This is a genomic window from Microvirga sp. P5_D2, assembly GCF_054049475.1.
Genome location: NZ_JBFUMH010000088.1, coordinates 1 through 21,774 on the forward strand (window position 1 = coordinate 1; position 21,774 = coordinate 21,774).

The following is a 21,774-nucleotide window of genomic DNA, read 5'->3' on the forward strand; positions in this document are numbered from 1 at the left end:
GTCCTTCCACATGCTCGGCTGGTACTTGATGTCGAGGCCGTAGGCGCTGGTGTCTTGGGAGATCACCAGGACTTCCTTGACGCCCGCTTTCGCGAGTTTCTCGGCCTCGCGCAACACATCCCCGATGGGGCGGCTGACGAGGTCGCCGCGAAGCTTGGGGATGATGCAGAAGGTGCAGCGATTGTTGCAACCTTCTGAAATCTTTAAATAAGCGTAGTGGCGCGGCGTCAACTTGACGCCCTGGGGCGGCACGAGATCGATGAACGGATCGTGAGCCGGCGGGACGGCCTTGTGAACGGCTGAGACCACGGATTCATAAGCCTGGGGGCCCGTGATCGCCAGAACGTTCGGGAACTGGTCGCGGATCTGCTCGGGCTCGGCGCCCATGCAACCCGTGACGATGACCTTGCCGTTCTCGGCCATGGCTTCGCCAATGGCCTCCAGGGACTCGGCCTTGGCGCTGTCGAGGAAGCCGCAGGTGTTGACGATGACCAYGTCGGCCCCGTCATGCTCCTTGGTCAGCTGGTAACCTTGGGCGCGAAGCTGGGTAATGATCCGCTCGGAATCGACCAGGGCCTTGGGGCAGCCCAGAGATACGAACGAGACTTTGGGCGCGGGAGCATTCATCCGCCAAATCCAATCTAGAAACTATCCTGACATCCGGATGGCGCCCCGAATGGCGCCGCATCGCCGCAAAAGCATGGCAAGAACTGCCCTCTGGCCGATGCCGCGCCCTGCGCAAGCGCTTCCGAGAGGGGAACCGCGCGACTGAAACGCGAAAAACGCTTACAACACCCTTTGTGCCTTTACAACACTGGCCTTTTGGACGCATCCGGCGGTTTGGCCCTATCGAGCGGCCAAGCTAGGACTGAGATTAGCGCTATATTCTCTAGGCCAGCTACTTGGCTGGATCATCCGTGGGAGAAGTCAGTTGCAGGTCGCGATCTTCAGCACCAAGCCATATGACCGGCGTTTCCTCGATGCCGCGAACAAGCAGGCAGGGCATCGGCTCACATATTTCGAGGCACGCCTTTCAGCTGAGACCTGCAATCTCGTAAGCGGTTTCGATGCTGTCTGTGCCTTCGTCAATGACACGGTGGACGAGCAGGTCCTGAAGCTTCTGGCGTCATCAGGGGTGAAGCTTGTTGCTCTACGCTCTGCCGGATTCAACAACGTCGATCTGGAAGCCGCCAAACGGCTCGGGATCACTGTCGCCAGGGTTCCGGCCTATTCCCCCCATGCTGTCGCCGAGCATGCGCTCGCGTTGATCCTAACGCTCAACCGCAAAACGCACAGGGCTTATAACCGGGTGCGGGAAGGCAATTTCGCCCTCGAAGGACTTCTCGGCTTCGACCTCGCAGGCAAGACCGTCGGGGTGGTCGGGACGGGGAAGATCGGCGAGATCGCATGCCGGATTTTGCTGGGTTTCGGATGCCGCGTGATCGCCAGCGACGTTCAGGAAAACCCGGCCTGCACGGTCATAGGCGCGACCTATGTCACGATGGACGAGCTCCTCTCGTCGTCCGACATTGTGACGCTTCACTGCCCGCTGACGCCGACGACCCGTCATCTCATTGACGATAAGGCTCTGCAGCGCCTGAAAAAAGGTATGATGCTGATCAACACGAGCCGCGGCGCGATCATCGATACGAAGGCTGTGCTGCGAGGACTCAAGAGTGGCGTCATCGGATCGCTTGGTCTCGACGTCTACGAGGAGGAAACGGATCTTTTCTTCGAGGATCTCTCGGGCCGCTTCATCGATGACGATGTCTTCGCGCGGCTGCTGACCTTTCCGAACGTCCTGATCACCGGCCATCAGGCCTTCTTCACGGAGGAAGCTCTCAACAAGATCGCGGAGACCACGATCGCCAACATCTCGTCCTTTGCAAAGACCGGACGGGCGGAGCATGAAGTCTCGGTGGAGAAGATCGTGCGTAACGATGTTTCTGCGCCGCGAAGCCAATGATGCAATCTTCGACTTGGCGAGCCGGGAGCCATTGAAAGTTCTGGAATTTCTCTGGCACCTTGCTTCACATTATCCGCTCGGATTGTTGCCCAACGGGAGAATGCCGTGCCTTCAATCGAGACCTACCTGCCGAAAACGCGGATCGCCTATCTTTCCATGGAGATCGCGATCCGGTCCGAGATGCACACCTATTCCGGCGGGCTCGGGGTACTTGCCGGCGACACGGTGCGCTCGGCAGCGGATTTGGCGCTTCCCATGATCTTCATCACCCTGGCGAGCCGCCAGGGTTATCTCCGGCAGGAGATCGATGAGGAAGGACGGCAGGTGGACCGCTCCGACCCCTGGGATCTGGCGGAATGGGCAACGCCCCTGTCACCGGTACAGGCGGCGATGGTCGAGGGCAGGGCTGTGTGGGTGCGGCCTTGGCTCTACGAGCTCACATCAACCCACGGCAACAAGGTCCCTGTTCTGCTCCTCGATACCAACGTGGAGCCGAACGATCCGCAGGATCGCACCATCACCGATTGGCTTTACGGCGGCGACAACGAGTATCGCCTCAAACAGGAGATCATCCTCGGCATCGGGGCCGAGCGTGTGCTGCTGGCACTTGGGTTCAAGATTGAGACTTATCATCTCAACGAAGGGCATGCTGCGCTGTTGCCGCTCGCGCTTTTGCGCCACCATCCTCGCCCGGACAACGCCGTGCCTGGATCGGTGCCATACGATGTCGCGGCGGTGAGACAGCAATGCGCCTTCACCACCCACACGCCGGTCGAAGCGGGCCACGACAGGTTCGGTTATGACGATGTCAGGCGGCTTCTCGGCGATTTCGTTCCGTTCGATCACCTGAAAGCGCTCGGTGGGCATGAGCATCTCAACATGACGACGCTCGCGCTCAGTCTCAGCGGGTTCGTGAACGGCGTGTCTCTCCGCCATGCGGAAGTCACGCGCCATATGTTCCCGGGTTATCGCATCCATGGGATTACGAACGGCGTGCATCTGGGGCAATGGACACATCCGGTCTTCGCGCGGCTTTTCAGGGAGGTCGCAGCCGATTGGGAGGACAGGCCGGAGGTTCTGTCCGACATCGAGCGCATCGACGATGAGGCGATCTGGGCTGCCCACGAGAGTGCCAAGCGGGAGTTGGTCGATCTTGTGCGCGAAAGGACAGGAACAGAATTCGATCCGCATCTGCCGGTCATCAGCTTTGCGCGGCGCATGACGAGCTACAAGCGTCCAAGCCTGATCTTCAGCGATTGGGCGCGCCTTCTGGATATTCACCAACGCTATCCGTTTCAGATCGTGTTCTCAGGGAAAGCTCACCCGCGTGACGAAGGCGGAAAGGCGATGATCCGCGAGATCGCGAGCCAGGCGTGCGATGCCCGCATCCCGGTGGCATTCGTGCCGAACTACGAGATGGAAGTCGCCCGCACGCTCGTCGCCGGCAGCGATGTGTGGCTCAACAATCCCATCCCGCCGTTGGAGGCCTCGGGCACGAGTGGCATGAAGGCTGCCGTCAATGGTGTTCTCAATCTGAGCACCCTCGACGGCTGGTGGCTGGAAGGTTGCGAAGAGGCAGTGACGGGCTGGGGCATCGGCCAGCACGAGAATCCCGACGATCACGCGCGGGCGCTGTACGAAAAGCTCGAAGGCATCGTCCTGCCGCTCTACGCCCACGACCGGGCCCGCTGGATCTGGATGATGAAGCAGGCCATCGGCCAGATCGGCTCTGTTTTCAACACGCGCCGCATGATGCAGGCTTATGCCAGGGAGGCGTATGGCCTCCTTTTGCCGGATCGATAACGGTCAAGCATTCGCCACGCAGCCGGCGCTATATTCGCCCCAAAGAACGGGAGGTTGCCATGCTGGGCTGGATCGTTCGAGGCTTGATGGTCGGCGCCAGTGTCATCACCGGCATCTTCGTGGCGCAGGACGCTCCGTTATACGGCTTTGTACAGACGATCCTGGCAATCGGGCTTCTAACGCTGATCGTCGCCATTGCCGCGTTCTGGCCGCAGCGACGGATGCCGAAGTTTGGGCGATGGCACAAGCGTCAGTGATGTGCAGGATCAATCCAGATAAGCAAAGCCGCCTTCCGCGAGACCGCGTTTCCAATGATTGAAGACGTGAATTCTGTCGCGGTCGAGGCCTGGCTTTGTTTTCATGTAGTTGCGGATCGAGCGCGCACACACACTCTCTGCGCCAGCCCAGACCAGAACCCGGCTATCTGTGGGCCAAGCGGTTGCCTTGACCACATCCTGCAACGTATCGGTATTGTGCTGTCCGCAAAGCCAGCGAACATCCACACCCGAAGGCTTGCTAAAAACCTGCATCTCGGATTCATCCGGAATCTCGATAATGGCTTTGCCCTTGGCGGTCTCGGGCAGGTTTTCCAGGATAAAGGCGATGGCGGGCAGGGCAGTATGATCGCCGGCAAGCAGATACCAGTCGATGTTCTGGGTGGTTGGGCAGCCGGGGCCCCACACGCCGACGATATCGCCGGGTTGCGCCCGAGCGGCCCATGCCGACGCGATACCCCGGTCGCCATGCATGACAAAATCGACATGCATCTCGCCAGCAGCCTTGTCGAAACGCCGGACGCTGTAGGTGCGCATGACCGGCCGCGTCTCCACGGGCGGCCATATCAAGCGGCCTTCCGGCGACAGGGTAGGCCATTCCGGCTCGCCTCCCTGCGGCGGGATCAGCAGCTTGATATAGGGGCCCAGCGCATTGCTCGGCACGTCGAAGGTTTCGAGATCCTTGCCGCCCAGAACGATCCGGCGCATGAGGGGCGTCAGGTCATAAGTGCGCACGACATGGAGCATGCAGAGCTTCAGCTTGGGCTCCTCGCGGGAGACGGCTTTGGTCAATGCCGACATGAGTTCAAACCTTTGATAAGAATGCTCATCCTTCGCGCCTCGTGAGATGCCAGATCAGATACGGAACCCCGATCAGGCCGGCCACGAGACCGGCAGGTAATTGGAATGGGAAGATAACGACGCGGCCGAGCCAGTCGGCCGTTACCATGATGATCGCGCCGATCAATGCCGCACCGAACACCTGTTCAAGCGCACAACGCAAGCCGAGCGCGCGCGCCAGATGGGGACCGACGAGGCCGGCAAATGTGAGAGGACCGATGGCGAGCACGGCCGCTGCCGTCAGCAGGGATGCGAGCACCATGATCACGAGACGCACTGGTCCAAGGCCGATGCCGAGCTCCCGCGAGGTTTCATCGCCGAGTGGCAAAATATCGAGCCAGCGGGAGACCAAAGGCGCAGTCGGCAGCAGCACGATGGCGACAGCAAGAGTGATCCACAAGGTCGTGTAATCGGCCTTGTAGGTCGAACCAGCAAGCCAGGCGAGAAGCTGCGATGCGCGCGGGTCGCCCAAGGCGAGAAAGCTGATGATGATGGCGTCGAGAAAGGCGCTGAGCGCGATGCCGGTCAACAGGAGCTGATCAGGCGCCATGCGCGATTTCGCGCCGCGCCACAGGAGAATGGCGAGAACGGCGAGTGCGCCGGCGAAACTGAACGCCATCTGCAAGCCACGGCTCGGCGCCGTGCTCACGATCATGCTCACTAGCACGCCGATGGCCACGCCAGTGCCGATACCGAGGATTTCGGGGCTCGCGATGGAGTTGCGCGTCAGCCGCTGCAGCAGAACGCCCGCCATGCCGAGCATAGCACCCGCCAGAAGGGCAACGCCGATGCGCGGCAAGCGCCATTCGGACAAGGCGGCGAGGGCTGTGCTGTCCGCAATCGACCAGCCATTCGATGTACGGCCCAGGAAGATCGCCACGATGGTCATGCCGACGAGGGCCGCGGTAAGGATCGGGAAAAGGCGCGCGGGATCGTAGTTCTTGCTTTGCAAGGCGATGTTCGAGGGCAGGTCATTGCCCGTCGACCGCAGTTGCGGGAGAAGCCACAGAAGAAGCGGGGCGCCAAAGAGCGCGGTCACTGCGCCTGTGGGCAGGAAGTCCGCAAAACTGCCGCTGGCGGTCTGGACAGCCTGATCGACGAGCACCAGAAGGCCCGCACCGATGACGGGTGCGAGAAGAAGCCGCTCCTGAAGGCGGCGTGCTCCCGCAAACCGTGCGATGTGAGGAGAGGCAAGGCCGATGAAGCCGATGATCCCGACCGCCGACGTGACGAAAGACGTGAGCAGAACCGCGAGAAGGAGAGCGGCCACGCGAAGAAGACGAAGCGAAACACCGAGCGCATTGGCGCTTTCGTCGCTGAGAGTGAGGACGATCAGGGGACGGGCCAGTAGCGCCGTCAGAACGGCGCAGACGGCGAGGCGCGGCAGGAGATAGGTGACGACGGACCAGTCTTGCTGGATGACGGAGCCCGCGCCCCAGATGAACAAGGACGAGATGTATTCGTGATTCAGGAGTTTCAGCGCAACGATCAGCGAGCCGCAGAAGAGGCTTGTGACCAGTCCGGTCAGAATGAGCGTGAGCGCCGAGAAGCCGCGTGCTGAGGACACAGCGAAAATGATCGCCGTAACGGTGAGCGCGCCGAACACGGCCACGAATTCGCGCCCCGCGCCGAGAAGGAACGGTGCCCAGATCGTCGCAATCACGAGGGCAAGCTGTGCTCCCGCCTCGACACCGAGCGTCGTCGGGGAGGCGAGCGGATTGCGTAGCACGTGCTGGAAGATGACGCTGGCAAGTCCAAGCGCGGCGCCGCACAACAGCGCCGTCACGAGGCGCGGCAGGGCGGCGTAGTGGAAGAGGATTTGGCGCGTATCCTCGATGGAAGGATGCAGAGCGGCATCGACCCAAAACGTGGGCGGCAGCTGTGAGCCTAGGCGCAGCAGAGCCCAGGTGAGGGCAAGCGCCATGAGGCCTGTGCCAAGAAGAACGGCGCGGTGCGGGTGGCTAGCTTGCATGGCTGCCCTCCGGACCGAGGATGGCCTTGGTCAGGCTGCGGGCAAACCGCAAAGCGGTCGAAACATCGCCGAAGGCCCAGCAGGTCGGAAGCGTTTCGACACGGCCGGCGCGAACGAACGGCAGGCTCTGCCACAGGCCGGAACCGGAAAGGTTCAACGGCGCATCGGCCGGAATGGGCCCGATCGCGAAGAGTTGCGCATCGGGGTAAGGTGCCAACTCGTGGGTGCCGACGAGCGAGAAGCCCCAGAAAGCCGTGGAACGGTTCCAGGCATTTTCTAGCCCTAAGCGATCCAGCACATTTCCGAACAGGCTTTCCTGTCCATAGATACGCGTGTGGCGGCTATCCATGAACCCTGCGAGCAGGAGCGGCGGGACGGAGTGGCCTTCCAACGCACGGCGCAGGGAGGCGAAGGTTTCCTCAGCGCGCACGATGACGGCTTCTGCCTGTTTCTCCGCTTTCAGAACCGCTGCAACCTCCCGCAGAACCTGCATGGAGCGGTTGAACGGCTGACCGGCGGGCGTATAGGTTGCGTAGGAGCGGGTCGGCGCGATGCGCTCCAGCATTGGGCGCACGCTTTCACTGAACGGCGTTGTGAGGATCACATCGGGTTTGAGCGCGGCGAGGACTTCGAGGTTAGGCTCGGTGCGCAAGCCCACATCCTGAACGCCTGCAGGAATAGGAAAGTCATCGGCCCAGCGACGATACAACTCGATTTCGGCAATGCCAGCCGGCACGATGCCGAGCGAAATGACCGATGTGGTCAGGCCCCAGTCGAGAATGGCGACACGCGGCGATAAACCTTGCGCCCATGCGGGCGCCGTCTGCGAGGCGAGAAGCAGACCAGCAAGGTATTCGCGTCTGCTGATGCCCTTGCTCATCGCGCGAAACCTACGGGAGTTTCGAAGGCGGGATGCTGGATGACTTCCATGGGAACGCCATAGACCATCTCCAGCACATCGGCCCGCATGAGCTGCTGCGGCGTCCCTTTTGTCAGGATGTGCCCCTTCTGCAGGGCGATCAGCTCGTCGCAGAAGCGGGCTGCCATGTTGATGTCGTGGAGGATGGCGACCACGCCGAGATTGCGGCTGCGGCTCAGGCTGTTGAGCAGGCGCAGCACCTCGATCTGATGGGCAAGGTCGAGGGCGGATGTCGGTTCGTCCAGAAGGATGAAGCCGCTGTCCTGGGCCACCAGCATGGCGATCCATGCCCGTTGGCGTTCACCGCCCGACAGGGTGTCGATGAGACGGTCGGCAAAATCGTTCAGATGCGTCAGCTCAAGCGCTTCCGCCACGCGCAGATGATCTTCCGGCGTCACGCGCCCGAGTGGGCCGTGCCACGGATAGCGGCCAAACCGCACGATCTCGCGAATGGTGAGGTCGGTGCTTAACGGGATCTGCTGAGGAAGATAGGCAACCTGGCGTGCGAAGGCCCGCGCGCCGAATTCGTCGATAGGCGTTCCGGCGTAGACGATCCTGCCGCCGCTCGGCTGCATCTGGCGGGCGAGCAGCTTCATCAGCGTGGACTTGCCCGATCCATTGTGGCCGATGATCCCGTAGACACGCCCGCGCTTGAGCGACAGCGACGTCGGCTCGAGCAACGTGTATCCATCGATGGCAAGGCTCGCGCCCTCCATCGTGAAGACGGGATCAGCCAACCCCGAAGGATCGGGGCTGGCCGGGATAATATCGTTCTGCCGGAGCACGGCCTGCATTACCACTTGTAGCTTGCGCTGAGGGTGGCCCGGCGGCGGTCGCCGTAGAAGCAGGCATTCTCCGAGGAGCAGGAGCCTACATACACGTCGTCGAACAGGTTGGACACGTTGAGGGCAACGCGCCAGTTGTTGCGCTCGTAGTGGATGCCTGCATCCGCCACCTTATAGCTCGGCACCTTCAGGGTGTTCGCCGGATCGGCATAGGAATCGCCGACGAAGCGCACGCCCGCGCCCACGCCGAAGCCCTGGAACGTGCCTTCCTGCACCGTGTAGTCGAGCCACAGGGAGCCGAAGGTCTCCGGCACGCCCACCGGCACCAGACCCACGTTGAGCGGGTTGAGATCCCTCGTCGTCTCAAGGTCATAGAATGTGTAGGCGCCGATGAGGTTGAGGCCCGCCATGAGGTTGGCGTTGACCTCGAACTCCACGCCCCGCGAACGCACCTCGCCGGTCTGCACCTGGTTCAGGATGTTGTTGGGGTCGGTGGTAAGCACGTTCTGGCGCGTCAGGTCGAAGAGGGCCACGCCCACGAAGCTGTTCATGCCGACCGGCTGATACTTCACGCCGACTTCCACCTGCTCGCCGGTTTCCGGCTCGAGCGGATTCTGGGTCGCGCTGTTGGTGCCGATCAGCGAGTTGAAGGAGCGCGAATAGCTCACATACGGCGCGATGCCGATATCGGTGTTGTAGATGAGGCCGGCGCGGCCGCTGAACTTATGGTCGTCACCGTCTGTGCTCAGGCCTGGGAAAAGGTAGTTCGTGGTATCCGTGCTCACCCAGTCATGGCGTCCGCTGAGTACGAGCGTGAAGCGGTCGATCTTTATCTGGTCCTGAACATAGGCGCCGACCTGCGACTGAACGATGTTGTTCAGCGTGTAGCGCGAGGTGGGCGGGGAGACCGGCGTATAGACGGGGTTCAGCACGTTGAGCGACGGGCCCATCTCGAAGCCCTGCTCGTCATCGATGCTGTAGCGCTTGTAATCGAGGCCGAACAGCACGGTGTGCGCGAGCGGGCCGGTGACGAACTTGGTCTCGGCCTGGTTGTCGACGGTAAACAGATCGACACGCGGGGTCGTGATGAAGTTGCCGCGAGCCAGCAGAGCCTCGGTCGCCGTCGGAGGCGCGGCATAGCCGAGACCGTAGAGGGTCGTGAAGTCGATGGTCAGATGGTTGTAGCGAAGGTTCTGGCGCACGGTCCAGGAATCGTTGAACCGATGTTCGAACTGATAGCCGATCATCGCCTGTTCGCGCTCGAAGGAGTCATAGCCGGGATTGCTGGTGAACAGCTTCGTCGGAATGCGGCCATAAGGTGCCGGAACCACGGTTCCCACATAAGGCAGGAAGTTCTGGCCGTTCGTTTTGTCGCGTTGATAGGAACCGAGGATCGTTAGAGTCGTATCGTCGTTGGGCTTCCAGGTCAGGCTCGGCGCAATGAAGGCGCGGTCGTCGTCCGTGTAGTCGACCTGTGTATCGCCGACGCGGCCGAGACCGACGATGCGGTAGTAGAACTGGTTTCCATCGCCATTGCCGTCGATGGCGACGGGACCGCCGAGATCGAACGCGCCATAGACGTTGCCGTAGTTGTTCACGCCGAATGTRATTTCACGAGAAGGCGTCATCGGCGGCTTCTTGCTGATTGCGTTGATCATGCCGCCGGGGTTATTGCCGCCGTACAGAACGGAGGAGGGGCCGCGCAGGATTTCGATGCGTTCAAGGCCGTAGGGCTCAAGCTTGAAGGTCGCGAAAGCGGTCGAGAACAGTTGCAGGGAGTCGAGATAATAGCCGGTATCCTGGGCGGTGAAGCCGCGGATCAGGAACCAGTCGTTGCGCGGGTCGCCGCCGAAGGTCTCGGAGCGGATGCYGGGGGAGTAGCGGGTGGCCTCCATCACGGTCTGCGCGCCCTGATCCTCCATCTGCTGGCGTCCGACAACCGAGATCGCCTGGGGCGTCTCGATGATCGGGGTATCGGTCTTGCTTCCGCTCGTGGTGCGCGTGGCGACATAGCCATTGACCGGGCCGGTGCCGCTTTCGGCCTGTCCCGTCACGGTGACCGTCTCGAGTTGGATCACTCCGGAAGGCTGCGCTGCATTTTGCGCGTGCGCCACCTGCGCCGCGAAGACGAGGCCGCAGAGCGCCGTCGTTGCAAGGAGCCCATTAAGCCCAATCCGCCGGGATGGCATGCCTGTTTCAACCTGAACTTTTGTCATTTCTTGTCCTGACCGGCGAGGTTAAAGGCCTCGCCCGTTGATGTGTTGTGTCGGGGGCTTGCGCTCCCCTTGTGTTGTTGCCCCGGCATGCCAAGCCTTCTGCGAGCGTGCGGTCCTTTTCTCAGCGTATGAGGTTGAAGTTCAACGGAACCTCGAAGGGAGGCAGCTGTGTCGGAAGTCCAGCCGGAATCGGCGGCACCGACGAGCCTGAACGCGTCGCTGCCAGCGCGGCTGCATCGAGAGCAGGGTGTCCGGCACTCTGAACCAGAGTCGCGCTGAGGATTGTGCCTGAGGGATCAATGCTGAATCGCACTGTCGCAACTCCCTTGATGCCCTGGCTCAGAGCTTGTCCGGGAAATCTGAGGCGACGGCGTACAGCTGCCGCCACCGCGGCGTAGTACCGGTTCCTTAAACTTGGATCGGCCGATGCTGCCGCTCCGCCTAAGTTCTCGCGTGATGCCGATGCCCGCCCCTGATGCGGATTCGCAGCAGGCGACTGCTGTTCTCTCACCTCGCGCTGTGGCGTCGGCTTGCGTTCCACTGGCTTCGGCGGAGGCGGCTTCACAGGCTTGAGAGCGGGCTTCTCCGGTAAGGGCTGCGCCGTGACGGTTTCCTGCGGCTGAATGACGACAGCATCTTCGGGCACGACGGGTTCAACCGGCGGCGCTTCGAGAGGCAGGGCTTCGGCCATTTGCTGCTCGACGGCTTCGACTTCCTCCTCGATCGTTGCGGCCTCCGTCACCTGCGGTTCCGTCGGTGGGACCTCGACCTCGGTCGGCGGGATATCGGGCGCGGAGATAGCTGCGGGGGCAACCGACTCGACATTCTGCATGGCCGGAGCCAGGTCGATCGTGATCTCCTGCTCGCCCGGAGCGCTTACATCATCCTGCAACTGCCAATAGGCCAAGGCCATCAGGCCGCCGACATGGAGAATGAGCGCAACGAGGAAGGCCGCTCCGATGCGACTTGGCTCTTGCGCTGATCTGATGGTCTGAACGGACATGGGATTGGCTGGCGTTCTATGGTGTCGGGCTCGGAGCCTGCGCGATGAGGGATACCTTGGTGAAACCCGCGGCGTTGATCTGGCCCATCACTTCCACGATGCGCCCATAAGGCACCGCACGGTCGCCACGCACGAGGACGACCTGCGTCGGGTCGGCGCTTGCAAGCTCTCGGAGGCGAGGCATCATTGCCTCAGCTGTGAGCGGCTCCTTGTCGAGGAAGGGCTGACCCTGCTCATCAATCGTCACGACAACGGGCTGCTTCGGCTGAGATACCTTCGGCGCGGCAGTCTTCGGCAATTGCACGGGAACGCCGACGGTCATGAGCGGCGCTGCGACCATGAAGATGATCAGCAGCACGAGCATCACGTCGACGAGCGGCGTGACGTTGATCTCGGAAAGAGGGGCTGCGCCGAATTCATCGTCCGAATCTGGCGAGTTGAATGATCCCATGCCCATTATTCGGCGGCCTCCGACCGGACCTGGAGCTTGCGGTCGCGTGCGAGGCGATCACCCAACGAGGAAATGCCTGCCGAAAACGATTGCTGAAGCCTGCCGAGATCGGTGGTGAGCTTGTTGTAGGCAATGACTGCCGGAATGGCTGCCACGAGTCCGATGGCCGTCGCGAACAGGGCTTCGGCAATACCGGGAGCCACGACCGAGAGGCTGGTATCCTGACTGGCGGCAATCGCCGAGAAGGAGTTCATGATGCCCCACACCGTGCCGAACAAGCCGATGAACGGAGCCGCCGAGCCGGTGGTGGCGAGAAATGCGAGACCGACCTGAAGCCGGCGCATATCGACCGAGAGCGCACCGCGCATGGCGCGCTCGATACGCTCGCGCCGCTCGGCACGGCTTTCCGAAGCATCCTGGTCGCGCCAAGCTTCGTGGCCTGCGGCGATGATGTGCCCTGCGGGGCCGGGCATTTGCGGGGTGAGCTTGTCGCCCGCGCGGGCGGCGGCCTCGAAGGCGCGCGCCTGCTTGCGCAGAGTCATGATGCGCACGAGCTTGTCGAAGCTGACAGTCCAGCAGCCGAGGGATGCCAGAACGAGCATGATCATCACACCCTTGACGATGGGATCGGCCTGCAGGAACAGGCCGAGGAAGGAGAGATCGTGAGGGGCGGCAGCGGCAACTTCGTTCATCGTTCCATCCTCACTTCGCGAAGGGCACAGACTCGACCTTGGAGGCGGTCTCGATGGCTGATAGGCATTCCTCACGCGACGAGAGCGCGCCTTCGCAGGCCACGACGTCATTGAGGAGAACTCGACCGAAGCGCTGGCAGCTCAGGCCGGGAAAATCGAACAGCTTGATCAGGGTCTTGCGCCTAGGCACCGGGCCGACTTCGACGGCAAGGCGCCTGGCGGCGACGCCGTCCGTATCAAGCGCGAAGAGATCGAGCTTCAGAGAGCGCCAGGCCTCGCCGTTCTTATTGTCGATGAGAAAATACGTCCGGCAGTTTTCGCCGGCGGCCTCGACCTTGTTCAGCTCGATGCGCATAGRCACGACGGATTGCGGACGGTCCTGGGCGAGGGCAGGGCTCGCAAGGACTACCAGGATGGCGGCGGCCATCATGGTTCCAACGGCAATCTGCTTATCCAAGCGCATGAACTCATTCTCCTTATGCAGACAAGCGCCCGCGTTGCGCGGCAAGCCGCGCAGGCCCGGCGTCCATAAAGAGACGCCTGTCGCGGAAGTCATCGGCAGGTTCRATCAGTCGCCCAAAAGGCTAGAGAGGATCCAGGCGGCGACATTCAGGAGATATCTGAAAGAATGCATATGGATCAAGGCCTTAGGCAAAGATCAGAGCCGTTCTAAAACACCGCTTAGAACTTTGGGAAGAGAGGGAAAATTTCTTCTTTAAAACAGATTAAAAGTATTTTTTCCGCCGCTTTCATCAGTTTGGCCGCTGAATTGAGCGCTCAATCAGGCTCAAGGGAAGATGGGATCGCTTCGAAGCGGCACCAAGGCCGAAAGGATCAGCGTACCATTGCCTGAGACTTCACAGCCGTGGCAGAGTTGCGTGATCGAGAGGTCATCATTCTGGAGAAGAGCATGGAAACCAATGAGCTTCATCGCGGACGCCTCATCGATCATATCCAGCTCGTCGTTCGGGATCTGGCGGCAAGCCGCCGCTTCTATGAAGCCGTTTTCCAGGCGCTCGGAGTTCCTCTCGGCGGCGCTGGCGATACGTATTTCTGGATCGATGAGCTTTTCATTTCATCGGCAAACAGCGAGGCCGGTCAAGGCAAGCTGACCGGCCGCCACCACATCGCATTCCAGGCAAAGGATCAGGCGATGGTGCAGGCCTTCTATGATGCGGCTCTCAAGAATGGCGGACAGGACAACGGTGCGCCTGGAGAGCGTCCGTATCATCCTGGCTATTACGCTGCTTTCGTATTCGATCCAGACGGCAACAATATCGAAGCGGTCTATCACGGACCGTCCAAGCGCAGCGCCGCTTCAGTGCACATCACGTTTTGATGAAACAAGATTACAGTCTTAAATGTGATAGTTTTGGGGTCCATAGCAACAATGGATGCTTCCTCGACAGAATGCGAAGTCTAGACGAAACTAGGGCCAGCGGTGCTCTAGGCCTGACATCATGCGCTTTCGATTCAGCTATCAGCTTTCCATCACGGCGCTCTTCGTGGCCGTGGTGCTTTCGGTCGGGCTTTCCCTGGTCTTCCTAAGCTTCGACCGGGCCCGGTCGATCACCCGCACGGCGGCTCTGGCCTTCATCAACCGTGTCGCCGACCACACGGCCGATCGGGTCGACGGACAGTTCAAGGACGTCTTCGACATCCTGGAAGTGCTGCGGCAGCTTCAGCCGATCGAATCCGGCACGATACTGGGAAATCCTCCGCTCTATGCCACCCTGGCGGCGCTCCTGCGTCGGCATGAGCAGCTCTACAATCTCTACGTCGGCTACGAAGATGGCGCGTTTCTCGAACTCGATGCATTGGGTCGGGCAGGGCCCGCCGCGCGTGCCTCGCTCAATGCACCGCCCGATGCGGTTTTCAGGCTCAACATCATCGAGAAGTCTCCGAGCGAACCGACACGGACGCGCTTTACATTCTATCTCGCTTCGGATCTCTCGATCATTCGCGAAGAAGATCACGAGGCTGATTACGATCCGCGTGAGAGGCCATGGTATCAGGATGCCTTCAAGCCCGGTGCCAGCACGATCACCGAGCCTTACGTCTTCAAGTTGGCCAACCTGATCGGCTACACGGTGCGCGCGCCGTTTCCGGGAGGACGGCGAGGCGTTATCGCGGGAGACATTCTCCTCGCCGATACGGAAGCCTATCTCCGGTCGCAGCAACTTGGAGAGTCGGGCATCGTTTTCCTTTTCGATGATGACGGGCGTATCGTCGCTCATCCCCGTATGTCCGACGCCTTGCGCGCCCAGGCATCCAATGGCTCACTCGATCTTCCGCCGTTCGATCAGCTCATTCCCGTCGATATATCTCGACCCATGAATACCTGGCGGCGTGGCGGTGCGGGGCAGCAGATCTTCGAGGCGCGGGATGGGCGAACCTATGTTGCCGCGTTCCGCACAATCGCGACAGCGGGCTCGTCCGGTCTCGGCCTTGCCGTGCTGGCGCCGCTCGACGATTTCTTCGGTGAGATCGAGGCGGGACGCCGTCGCCTGGTACTCATGGCGCTCGTCTTTGTCTTTGCCGCATTGCCGATCGTGTGGGGCATAGGCTCGATGATGTCCCGATCCATGAAGGCTTTGGCTGCGGAGACGGACCGCATCCAACGATTCCAGACGGATGGTTCGAGAGGTGAGGTGCGTTCGATCATTCGCGAGATCGACAACCTCGGACGCTCGATCACGACCATGCGCACCGTCGTGCGCACTTTCGCGAGCTTCGTGCCGAAGCGCCTTGTCCAGCAATTGCTCGATACGGGCGACGCCTTGCGCCTGGGCGGTTCGCGGCGGGAAGTGACGATCCTGTTCACCGACATTACGGGCTTCACCAACATCACCGAAAAGGCCGACCCCGAACAGGTGATGATCCAGACATCCCGCTATCTCGCGGTCGTGTCCGCGGTGATCACTGAGAATGGCGGCACGGTCGACAAATTCGTCGGCGATGCGGTCATGGCGATCTGGAATGCGCCGGCTGACGACCCGGATCACGTCGAACATGCGTGCGCCGCCGTGCTGGCATGCCGGGACGCGATCAACAAGCTGAATGCCGAATTCGAATCCGAGGGCTGGCCGGCCTATCGAACCCGGTTCGGACTTCACGTGGGAGAAGCCGTCGTCGGCACCATCGGCTCCGACGACCGCATGGCCTATACGGTGCTCGGCGCTGCGGTGAACCTCGCCGCACGGCTGGAGCCCCTCAACAAGGAATACGGAACCGAGATCCTGGTCAGTTCCGCAATCGTGGAACGGGTGCCGGACCAATTCGCATTTCGCTCCGTCGACACCATCAGGCCAAAGGGCTTCGAGGCCAGAATCGAGATCTTCGAACTTTGCGGCAAGGCGGACGATGCGACGGATCACTTGCGCTCGACGGACATGGATGCCGGCCACAAAGGGCAGGGGTGAGGCGAGCGGAGCGGTTCTCGGGAACATGATCTGCGGCCATACGTTGGCCGAGGAGTTTCCTGGCCAAGCTGGAGCATCCATGAACGCGGGCTCATACGTTCCTTATTGCGGCTCGCCTCCGGTCCCAGGTCAGCTCACGTGGAATCTGGATCCTGTACTCATTGCCCTCCTGGTGATCGTTCCAATTCTTTACGGGATCGGAAGCAGGGGACAGGCAGACCGGCATCAGCGATGGTGCTTTTACCTGGGTTGGGCGGTTCTGGCCGCGGCCCTTGTGTCGCCCTTGTGCAATATCAGCGTCGCGCTGTTCTCGGCACGGGTTGCCCAGCATATGCTTGTAACGCTCGTCGCGGCTCCGTTGATCGTTCTCGGACAGGCGGGGGCGGCATTCCGCTCGATGCTCCCGAAATGGACCGTGTTCAATCTGCCGCACATGCGGGACGGGGGTCTTCAACTCGCGGCGACGATGGGATTTGCGGGAGCCCTCTGGATTTGGCACCTGCCGGGATCGTATGACGCCACTCTTCAAAGCGATGTCGTCTACTGGACCATGCATGCCACGCTTTTGGGGACGGCTCTGCTTCTCTGGCACGCCCTGTTTCGCCGTCTGGGCTGCGTTTCCTCCGCTCTTCTGGTGGGGTTCGGCACCACGGTCCAGATGAGCCTTCTCAGCGCCCTGTTAACCCTGGCGCCGCGTCCGCTCTTCGAATCCCATTCCGGCACGACATGGCCATGGGGCTTGTCGCCCTTGGAGGATCAGCAACTCGGTGGGCTGATCATGTGGGTGCCTGGGGGAACGCTTTTCACCCTCATCGGGGTGCTGGCCTTCGGAACGTGGCTCAAGACCTTGTCTGCTGAACAAGCAGCGGCAAAGTGAACTTCAGGCTGGCGAGAACGGCCATGGGCATGCCATGTGAGGAGAAAGTTACTCCATGGCGTCCATTCTTGGACGTTCTTCCAAAGAGACCCGGAGCTCATGCATGCGCAAGGCCCTTGTCATCGGCATCGGTGCAGGCAACCCCGACTACATCACCATTCAAGCTATCAATGCGCTGAACAAGGTCGATGTGTTCTTCGTCGCGACCAAGGGGAGCGACAAGGAGGATCTGGTGCGGTTGCGACGGGAGATCTGCGACCGATACATCACGGACCGGTCTTTCAGGATCGTCGAATTCGAGCAGCCCACCCGAGGGGACGCATCCGAATCCTATCGATTGACGGTCGAACAATGGCACGACGCGATTGCGAGCAAATACGAGACGTTTTTTGCTGAAGAACTCCGCGAGGGCGAGTGCGCCGGGTTTCTTGTCTGGGGAGACCCATCGCTCTACGACAGCACCTTGCGCATCCTTTCAGCCGTGCAGGGGCGGGGTCGCGTTGAGATCGACTACGACGTGATTCCCGGGATCACGAGCGTGCAGGCCCTGGCTGCCCAGCACAAGGTGGCGCTCAACACGATCGGCGACGCCATCCAGATAACCACAGGCCGAAGGCTCGCGGAGGGCTTTCCCAACGAAGCCGACAACGTGGTGGTCATGCTGGACGGCCAATGCTCCTTCCGCAGCATCGAGCCTGAGAATGTGGAGATTTACTGGGGAGCTTATCTCGGGACCGAAGACGAGATCCTGATCTCCGGCAAGCTGCGGGACGTGATGGACGAAATCGAACGCATCCGTACCGACGCCCGGGCCAAGAAGGGTTGGATCATGGACACCTATCTTCTCAGGAAAGACAGGTCCTAAGCATCAGAATGGCTTGTGCAGCCGCAGAATATAGCGGAGATGGTCCTACAATATCTCGATTTAAAGTCATAATTATCAAAGACTTATATATACTGCATATGACCGACTCCACATTATGCCCCACATTTTTCTGGGATTGGACCGGCTGCAGCGTCGATTTCCAAGCCAATAGCGAACCTTCCCACGGTCAAGCTGTAGGGCTGCGCCTGACCGAGCCTGTGTCAAAACTCGGACGAGCCTCGCCTTAACGAACTATTTGTACAAGTTCACTGGCCTGTACCGGGGATTTCCCGGTCTATTCGGGCTCGCAAGAAATCAAATTGCTCCACGGGGCGGCCCGTCCACGTTTTGACACAGGCTCGACCCAGACCGGACCTACAGCCCAATTTTTGCATTCTCAATTGAAGCTCAATATTCCCCTAGTAGAAGAGCCGCGCCCGGACTGTACCTTCTAAGGAACGGGTCTCCACCAGAGCGTCTTGGCCCTGCCTTAGATTTCCTTCTGTCTGGGTGACTACATAGGCGATTTCGCGCCCGTTCTGCAGGTGCTAGGCCGTGATATTGAGGCTCCGGCTCGGGCTAACTACTTTTTTCCAGAAACCCGTCTTGACAAGCCATTACTCATCCCTCCTGATGTGTTAATCCGATAGTTCGGACACATGTCTGATATATTGGACATACCAAAAACTAGAGGGAACGTCATGACCATTTCACTTCGTGCCGGCCTGATGCTGGCCACCGCCACCCTCCTTGCGTCCACCCCGGCCTTGGCCCAGACCAGCAAGCTCGACGAGGTACTTAAGCGCGGCAAGCTCGTGCTCGGCACCGGCAGCACCAATGCGCCCTGGCATTTCAAGAGTGCAGACGACAAGCTTCAGGGCTTCGACGTCGACATGGGCCGCATCATTGCCAAGGCGCTTTTCGGCGATCCCAACAAGATCGAGTTCGTGAACCAGTCCTCCGACGCACGTATCCCGAACATCACTACGAACAAGGTCGACATCACCTGCCAGTTCATGACCGTGACGGGCGAGCGCGCGCAGCAGGTCGCCTTTACCATTCCCTATTACCGCGAAGGTGTGGGCCTGATGCTGAAGGCCAATGGCAAATATGCTGATTATGCCGCTCTCAAGGCCGCGGGCTCGTCAGCCACCGTTTCGGTTCTCCAGAACGTCTATGCCGAGTCCATGGTGCATGCTGCCCTGCCACAAGCGACGGTCGACCAGTACGATTCCGTAGACCTGATCTATCAGGCGCTGGAATCCGGGCGCGCAGACGCGGTTGCCACCGACCAGTCGTCGCTCGCCTGGTACATGACGCAGAACCAAGGTCGCTACAAAGATGCAGGTTATGGCTGGAATCCGCAGAGCTATTCCTGCGCCGTCAAGCGCGGCGATCAGGACTGGCTGAACTTCGTCAACACCGCCCTGCACGAAGCCATGACCGGGGTAGAGTTCGATACCTATGCCAAGTCCTTCAAGACCTGGTTTGGCAAGGATCTGCCCCAGCCGCAGATCGGCTTCCCAGTCGAATATAAATAAAGGCCGTGCGGAGCGGGCGGCATCTCCCGCTCCGCCAGTCTGGAAGGGCGGCACCCAATGGGTTACACGCTGAATTTCGGCGCCGTGTGGCGCAACTTCGATTTCCTCCTGTACGGCCTGATGCTCAGCCTCGGTCTTGCGGTGATTTCCATCCTGATCGGGGCGGCAATAGGCCTTGTCCTGGCCTTCGCGCTGACGTCGAAGAACCGTTTCGCGGTCGTGCCGGCACGACTCTACGTTACGGTGCTGCGCAACCTGCCGATCCTCGTCCTCGTGCTTTTTGCCTACTTCGCGCTGCCGCAGATGGGCTTCCGGCTCGATAAGATCAAAAGCTTCGTTCTGGTGCTGTCGGTCTATTCCGGCGCCTATCTTGCCGAAGTGTTCCGCGCCGGGCTCCTGTCGATCCCAAAGGGCCTGACGGAAGCCGGGCTCGCCATCGGCCTGACGTCGATGCAGATCCGCACCTCCATCATTGCGCCGCTGATGGTGCGCAACGTACTGCCGTCATTGTCCTCGACCGTGATCTCGCTGTTCAAGGATACGTCTCTCGCCGCCGCTATCGCTGTGCCGGAACTGACTTTTGCTGCGCGCAAGATCAACGTTGAGAGCTTCCGCGTCATCGAGACCTGGATGATCACGTCCGCCCTTTACGTCGCGACCTGTTTCCTCATTGCCGCTCTGATGCGCTTCGTTGAGCGCCGGCTGGCCCTGCCGAGGTAAGCCGATGTCCCAATCATTTCTCGATCAACTCTGGATCGCCCGATACGTCATCATCAGCGGTCTCGGCATGTCGGTGTCGATCTCGCTGCTGGCCATTCTCGTGGGCTCTATGCTCGGCGTCTTCGTCGGCATGGCGCTGGTCTATGGCGGTGCCGTGCTGCGCCTCTTGGTGCGGGCTTATACGGACATTATTCGCGGTACGCCGGTCCTTGTGCTGGTCCTCGCAAGCTACTACGTCTCCTCCGCCGTCGGCGTTAATCTCGGGCCGTTCGCGGCGGGCGTCCTCGCGCTGGCGATCTTCTGCTCTTCCCATGTGGGCGAGATCGTGCGCGGCGCGCTTCAGGCGATTCCGAAGGGGCAGGCGGAGGCCGCCAAGGCTATCGGCCTGACCTTCACCCAGACCTTCACGTCCGTGCTGTGGCCACAGGCTATGCGCCAGTTCCTGCCGGCCTGGGTAAACACGGCGGCCGAGATGGTGAAGGCCTCGACGCTGCTGTCAGTCATCGGCGTCGCGGAACTGCTGTTGCGCACGCAGGAGATCATCTCCCGCAACTTCCTGAGCCTCCAGTTCTACTTCCTGGCGGGCGCCCTCTATTTCATCGTCAACTACGGTATCGAGCGCTTCGGCAAGTATGTCGAGCGCAAGACCRCCTTGCCGTCCTGAGGAGACCGTATCGATGGYCAAGACCATTCTCGATATCAAAGGCCTGCGCAAGACCTACGGGCAGCACGAAGTCCTCAAGGGTGTCGACTGTGCCGTCCAGGAAGGCGAGGTCATTGCCATCATCGGCTCGTCGGGCTCCGGCAAGACGACCATGCTGCGCTGCATCAACATGCTGGAGGAGTTCCAAGGCGGCACCATCAGCCTCGACGGAGAGGAGATCGGCTACCACGTCGAGGGTACGGCGCGCCGTCGCAAGAGCGAAAAGGAGATCGCCCGCCAGCGCGCGCTGACTGGGATGGCTTTCCAGCAATTCAATCTTTTCCCGCACATGACGGCCGCGGAGAACGTCATGCTCGGGCTCATCAAGGTGAAGAAGATGACGAAGTCCGAGGCCCGGGCCATCGCCGAGACCTGGCTCGACCGCGTCGGCCTCTCCGCCCGAATGGATCATTATCCCGGCCAGCTTTCGGGCGGTCAGCAGCAGCGCGTTGCAATTGCCCGTGCCATCGCGATGGCGCCTCGGTTGATGCTGTTCGACGAGGTGACCTCGGCGCTTGACCCCGAACTGGTGGGCGAGGTGCTCCAGGTCATCAAGGGGCTCGCCGCTGATGGCATGACCATGCTGCTCGTAACCCACGAGATGCGGTTCGCCTATGAGGTCTCGTCGCGCGTCATCTTCATGAACCAGGGTGTCATCTGCGAGGAAGGCAACCCAAAGGAAATGTTCGTGCGGCCGAAGACAGAACGGCTCGCCGAATTCCTC

21 protein-coding genes are annotated in these 21,774 nt (G+C 60.8%); 11 read left to right on the top strand and 10 right to left on the bottom strand.

What is annotated here, in order from left to right:
• The coding region (locus ACXJKO_RS19565; protein ID WP_457092772.1) for a radical SAM protein at nucleotides 1-636 on the bottom strand (636 nt) is incomplete at its 3' end.
• Nucleotides 637-931: 295 nt separating this feature from the next.
• On the opposite strand from ACXJKO_RS19565, the gene ACXJKO_RS19570 reads away from it, so the two are divergent.
• The 3 genes from ACXJKO_RS19570 to ACXJKO_RS19580 all read left to right on the top strand — a co-directional run bounded on the left by ACXJKO_RS19570 (nucleotide 932) and on the right by ACXJKO_RS19580 (nucleotide 4,026).
• Nucleotides 932-1,966, top strand: a complete 1,035-nt coding sequence (locus tag ACXJKO_RS19570) for a 2-hydroxyacid dehydrogenase (RefSeq protein WP_457092752.1) — start codon at nucleotides 932-934, stop codon at nucleotides 1,964-1,966.
• A 105-nt stretch (nucleotides 1,967-2,071) separates the two neighbouring features.
• Complete coding sequence (gene glgP, locus ACXJKO_RS19575; RefSeq protein WP_457092753.1) at nucleotides 2,072-3,769, top strand: alpha-glucan family phosphorylase; 1,698 nt, start codon at nucleotides 2,072-2,074, stop codon at nucleotides 3,767-3,769.
• Between the two features lie 59 nt (nucleotides 3,770-3,828).
• Nucleotides 3,829-4,026, top strand: a complete 198-nt coding sequence (locus ACXJKO_RS19580) for a hypothetical protein (RefSeq protein WP_457092754.1) — start codon at nucleotides 3,829-3,831, stop codon at nucleotides 4,024-4,026.
• Between the two features lie 9 nt (nucleotides 4,027-4,035).
• Here ACXJKO_RS19580 and ACXJKO_RS19585 read toward each other — a convergent pair whose 3' ends face one another.
• The 9 genes from ACXJKO_RS19585 to ACXJKO_RS19625 form a co-directional block, all read right to left on the bottom strand.
• Nucleotides 4,036-4,845, bottom strand: coding sequence for a siderophore-interacting protein (locus tag ACXJKO_RS19585; protein ID WP_457092755.1), 810 nt, complete (start codon nucleotides 4,843-4,845; stop codon nucleotides 4,036-4,038).
• Between the two features lie 25 nt (nucleotides 4,846-4,870).
• Nucleotides 4,871-6,856: a Fe(3+)-hydroxamate ABC transporter permease FhuB gene (gene fhuB, locus ACXJKO_RS19590; RefSeq protein WP_457092756.1), complete on the bottom strand. Its 1,986-nt coding sequence runs from the start codon at nucleotides 6,854-6,856 to the stop codon at nucleotides 4,871-4,873.
• On the bottom strand, nucleotides 6,846-7,736 hold the full coding sequence (locus ACXJKO_RS19595; RefSeq protein WP_457092757.1) for an ABC transporter substrate-binding protein: 891 nt from the start codon (nucleotides 7,734-7,736) through the stop codon (nucleotides 6,846-6,848). The genes fhuB and ACXJKO_RS19595 overlap by 11 nt, the downstream gene beginning before the upstream one ends.
• Nucleotides 7,733-8,569 carry an ATP-binding cassette domain-containing protein gene (locus ACXJKO_RS19600; protein ID WP_457092758.1) on the bottom strand — a complete coding sequence of 279 codons (837 nt, stop codon included), beginning with the start codon at nucleotides 8,567-8,569 and terminating at the stop codon, nucleotides 7,733-7,735. Before ACXJKO_RS19600 ends, ACXJKO_RS19595 begins: the two co-directional genes overlap by 4 nt.
• Nucleotides 8,569-10,776 (bottom strand): TonB-dependent siderophore receptor, encoded by a 2,208-nt coding sequence (locus tag ACXJKO_RS19605; RefSeq protein ID WP_457092759.1) that lies wholly within the window; start codon nucleotides 10,774-10,776, stop codon nucleotides 8,569-8,571. Before ACXJKO_RS19605 ends, ACXJKO_RS19600 begins: the two co-directional genes overlap by 1 nt.
• 121 nt (nucleotides 10,777-10,897) lie before the next feature.
• Nucleotides 10,898-11,779 carry a TonB family protein gene (locus ACXJKO_RS19610; protein WP_457092760.1) on the bottom strand — a complete coding sequence of 294 codons (882 nt, stop codon included), beginning with the start codon at nucleotides 11,777-11,779 and terminating at the stop codon, nucleotides 10,898-10,900.
• Between the two features lie 16 nt (nucleotides 11,780-11,795).
• Nucleotides 11,796-12,236 (bottom strand): protein TolR, encoded by a 441-nt coding sequence (gene tolR, locus ACXJKO_RS19615; protein ID WP_457092761.1) that lies wholly within the window; start codon nucleotides 12,234-12,236, stop codon nucleotides 11,796-11,798.
• Complete coding sequence (locus tag ACXJKO_RS19620; protein ID WP_457092762.1) at nucleotides 12,236-12,922, bottom strand: MotA/TolQ/ExbB proton channel family protein; 687 nt, start codon at nucleotides 12,920-12,922, stop codon at nucleotides 12,236-12,238. Before ACXJKO_RS19620 ends, tolR begins: the two co-directional genes overlap by 1 nt.
• A gap of 10 nt (nucleotides 12,923-12,932) precedes the next feature.
• Nucleotides 12,933-13,385: a Tat pathway signal protein gene (locus ACXJKO_RS19625; protein ID WP_457092763.1), complete on the bottom strand. Its 453-nt coding sequence runs from the start codon at nucleotides 13,383-13,385 to the stop codon at nucleotides 12,933-12,935.
• Between the two features lie 447 nt (nucleotides 13,386-13,832).
• Between ACXJKO_RS19625 and ACXJKO_RS19630 the strand changes: the two genes are divergently transcribed.
• From ACXJKO_RS19630 to ACXJKO_RS19665, 8 genes are all read left to right on the top strand, one after another.
• Nucleotides 13,833-14,261, top strand: a complete 429-nt coding sequence (locus tag ACXJKO_RS19630; protein WP_457092764.1) for a VOC family protein — start codon at nucleotides 13,833-13,835, stop codon at nucleotides 14,259-14,261.
• Between the two features lie 121 nt (nucleotides 14,262-14,382).
• Nucleotides 14,383-16,344, top strand: a complete 1,962-nt coding sequence (locus ACXJKO_RS19635) for an adenylate/guanylate cyclase domain-containing protein (RefSeq protein ID WP_457092765.1) — start codon at nucleotides 14,383-14,385, stop codon at nucleotides 16,342-16,344.
• A 79-nt stretch (nucleotides 16,345-16,423) separates the two neighbouring features.
• Nucleotides 16,424-17,221, top strand: coding sequence for a cytochrome c oxidase assembly protein (locus ACXJKO_RS19640; protein ID WP_457092766.1), 798 nt, complete (start codon nucleotides 16,424-16,426; stop codon nucleotides 17,219-17,221).
• Between the two features lie 103 nt (nucleotides 17,222-17,324).
• Entirely contained in the window at nucleotides 17,325-18,086 is a 762-nt protein-coding gene (cobF, locus tag ACXJKO_RS19645; protein ID WP_457092767.1) for a precorrin-6A synthase (deacetylating), read from the top strand.
• Nucleotides 18,087-18,787: 701 nt separating this feature from the next.
• Nucleotides 18,788-19,627 (top strand): transporter substrate-binding domain-containing protein, encoded by an 840-nt coding sequence (locus tag ACXJKO_RS19650; RefSeq protein ID WP_457092768.1) that lies wholly within the window; start codon nucleotides 18,788-18,790, stop codon nucleotides 19,625-19,627.
• Nucleotides 19,628-19,684: 57 nt separating this feature from the next.
• Nucleotides 19,685-20,347 carry an amino acid ABC transporter permease gene (locus tag ACXJKO_RS19655; protein WP_457092769.1) on the top strand — a complete coding sequence of 221 codons (663 nt, stop codon included), beginning with the start codon at nucleotides 19,685-19,687 and terminating at the stop codon, nucleotides 20,345-20,347.
• A gap of 4 nt (nucleotides 20,348-20,351) precedes the next feature.
• Nucleotides 20,352-21,011 carry an amino acid ABC transporter permease gene (locus ACXJKO_RS19660; RefSeq protein WP_457092770.1) on the top strand — a complete coding sequence of 220 codons (660 nt, stop codon included), beginning with the start codon at nucleotides 20,352-20,354 and terminating at the stop codon, nucleotides 21,009-21,011.
• Nucleotides 21,012-21,024: 13 nt separating this feature from the next.
• Nucleotides 21,025-21,774: amino acid ABC transporter ATP-binding protein (locus tag ACXJKO_RS19665; RefSeq protein ID WP_457092771.1), on the top strand; the 750-nt coding region annotated here is incomplete at its 3' end.

Coding starts and splice junctions, on each gene's coding strand:
- ACXJKO_RS19635 (WP_457092765.1), top strand. CDS start 14,383: ATGCGCTTTCGATTCAGCTATCAGCTTTCCATCACGGCGCTCTTCGTG.
- ACXJKO_RS19585 (WP_457092755.1), bottom strand. CDS start 4,845: ATGTCGGCATTGACCAAAGCCGTCTCCCGCGAGGAGCCCAAGCTGAAG.
- ACXJKO_RS19595 (WP_457092757.1), bottom strand. CDS start 7,736: ATGAGCAAGGGCATCAGCAGACGCGAATACCTTGCTGGTCTGCTTCTC.
- ACXJKO_RS19580 (WP_457092754.1), top strand. CDS start 3,829: ATGCTGGGCTGGATCGTTCGAGGCTTGATGGTCGGCGCCAGTGTCATC.
- fhuB (WP_457092756.1), bottom strand. CDS start 6,856: ATGCAAGCTAGCCACCCGCACCGCGCCGTTCTTCTTGGCACAGGCCTC.
- ACXJKO_RS19630 (WP_457092764.1), top strand. CDS start 13,833: ATGGAAACCAATGAGCTTCATCGCGGACGCCTCATCGATCATATCCAG.
- ACXJKO_RS19650 (WP_457092768.1), top strand. CDS start 18,788: ATGACCATTTCACTTCGTGCCGGCCTGATGCTGGCCACCGCCACCCTC.
- ACXJKO_RS19610 (WP_457092760.1), bottom strand. CDS start 11,779: ATGTCCGTTCAGACCATCAGATCAGCGCAAGAGCCAAGTCGCATCGGA.
- ACXJKO_RS19640 (WP_457092766.1), top strand. CDS start 16,424: ATGAACGCGGGCTCATACGTTCCTTATTGCGGCTCGCCTCCGGTCCCA.
- ACXJKO_RS19600 (WP_457092758.1), bottom strand. CDS start 8,569: ATGCAGGCCGTGCTCCGGCAGAACGATATTATCCCGGCCAGCCCCGAT.
- ACXJKO_RS19620 (WP_457092762.1), bottom strand. CDS start 12,922: ATGAACGAAGTTGCCGCTGCCGCCCCTCACGATCTCTCCTTCCTCGGC.
- ACXJKO_RS19655 (WP_457092769.1), top strand. CDS start 19,685: ATGGGTTACACGCTGAATTTCGGCGCCGTGTGGCGCAACTTCGATTTC.
- cobF (WP_457092767.1), top strand. CDS start 17,325: ATGCGCAAGGCCCTTGTCATCGGCATCGGTGCAGGCAACCCCGACTAC.
- tolR (WP_457092761.1), bottom strand. CDS start 12,236: ATGGGCATGGGATCATTCAACTCGCCAGATTCGGACGATGAATTCGGC.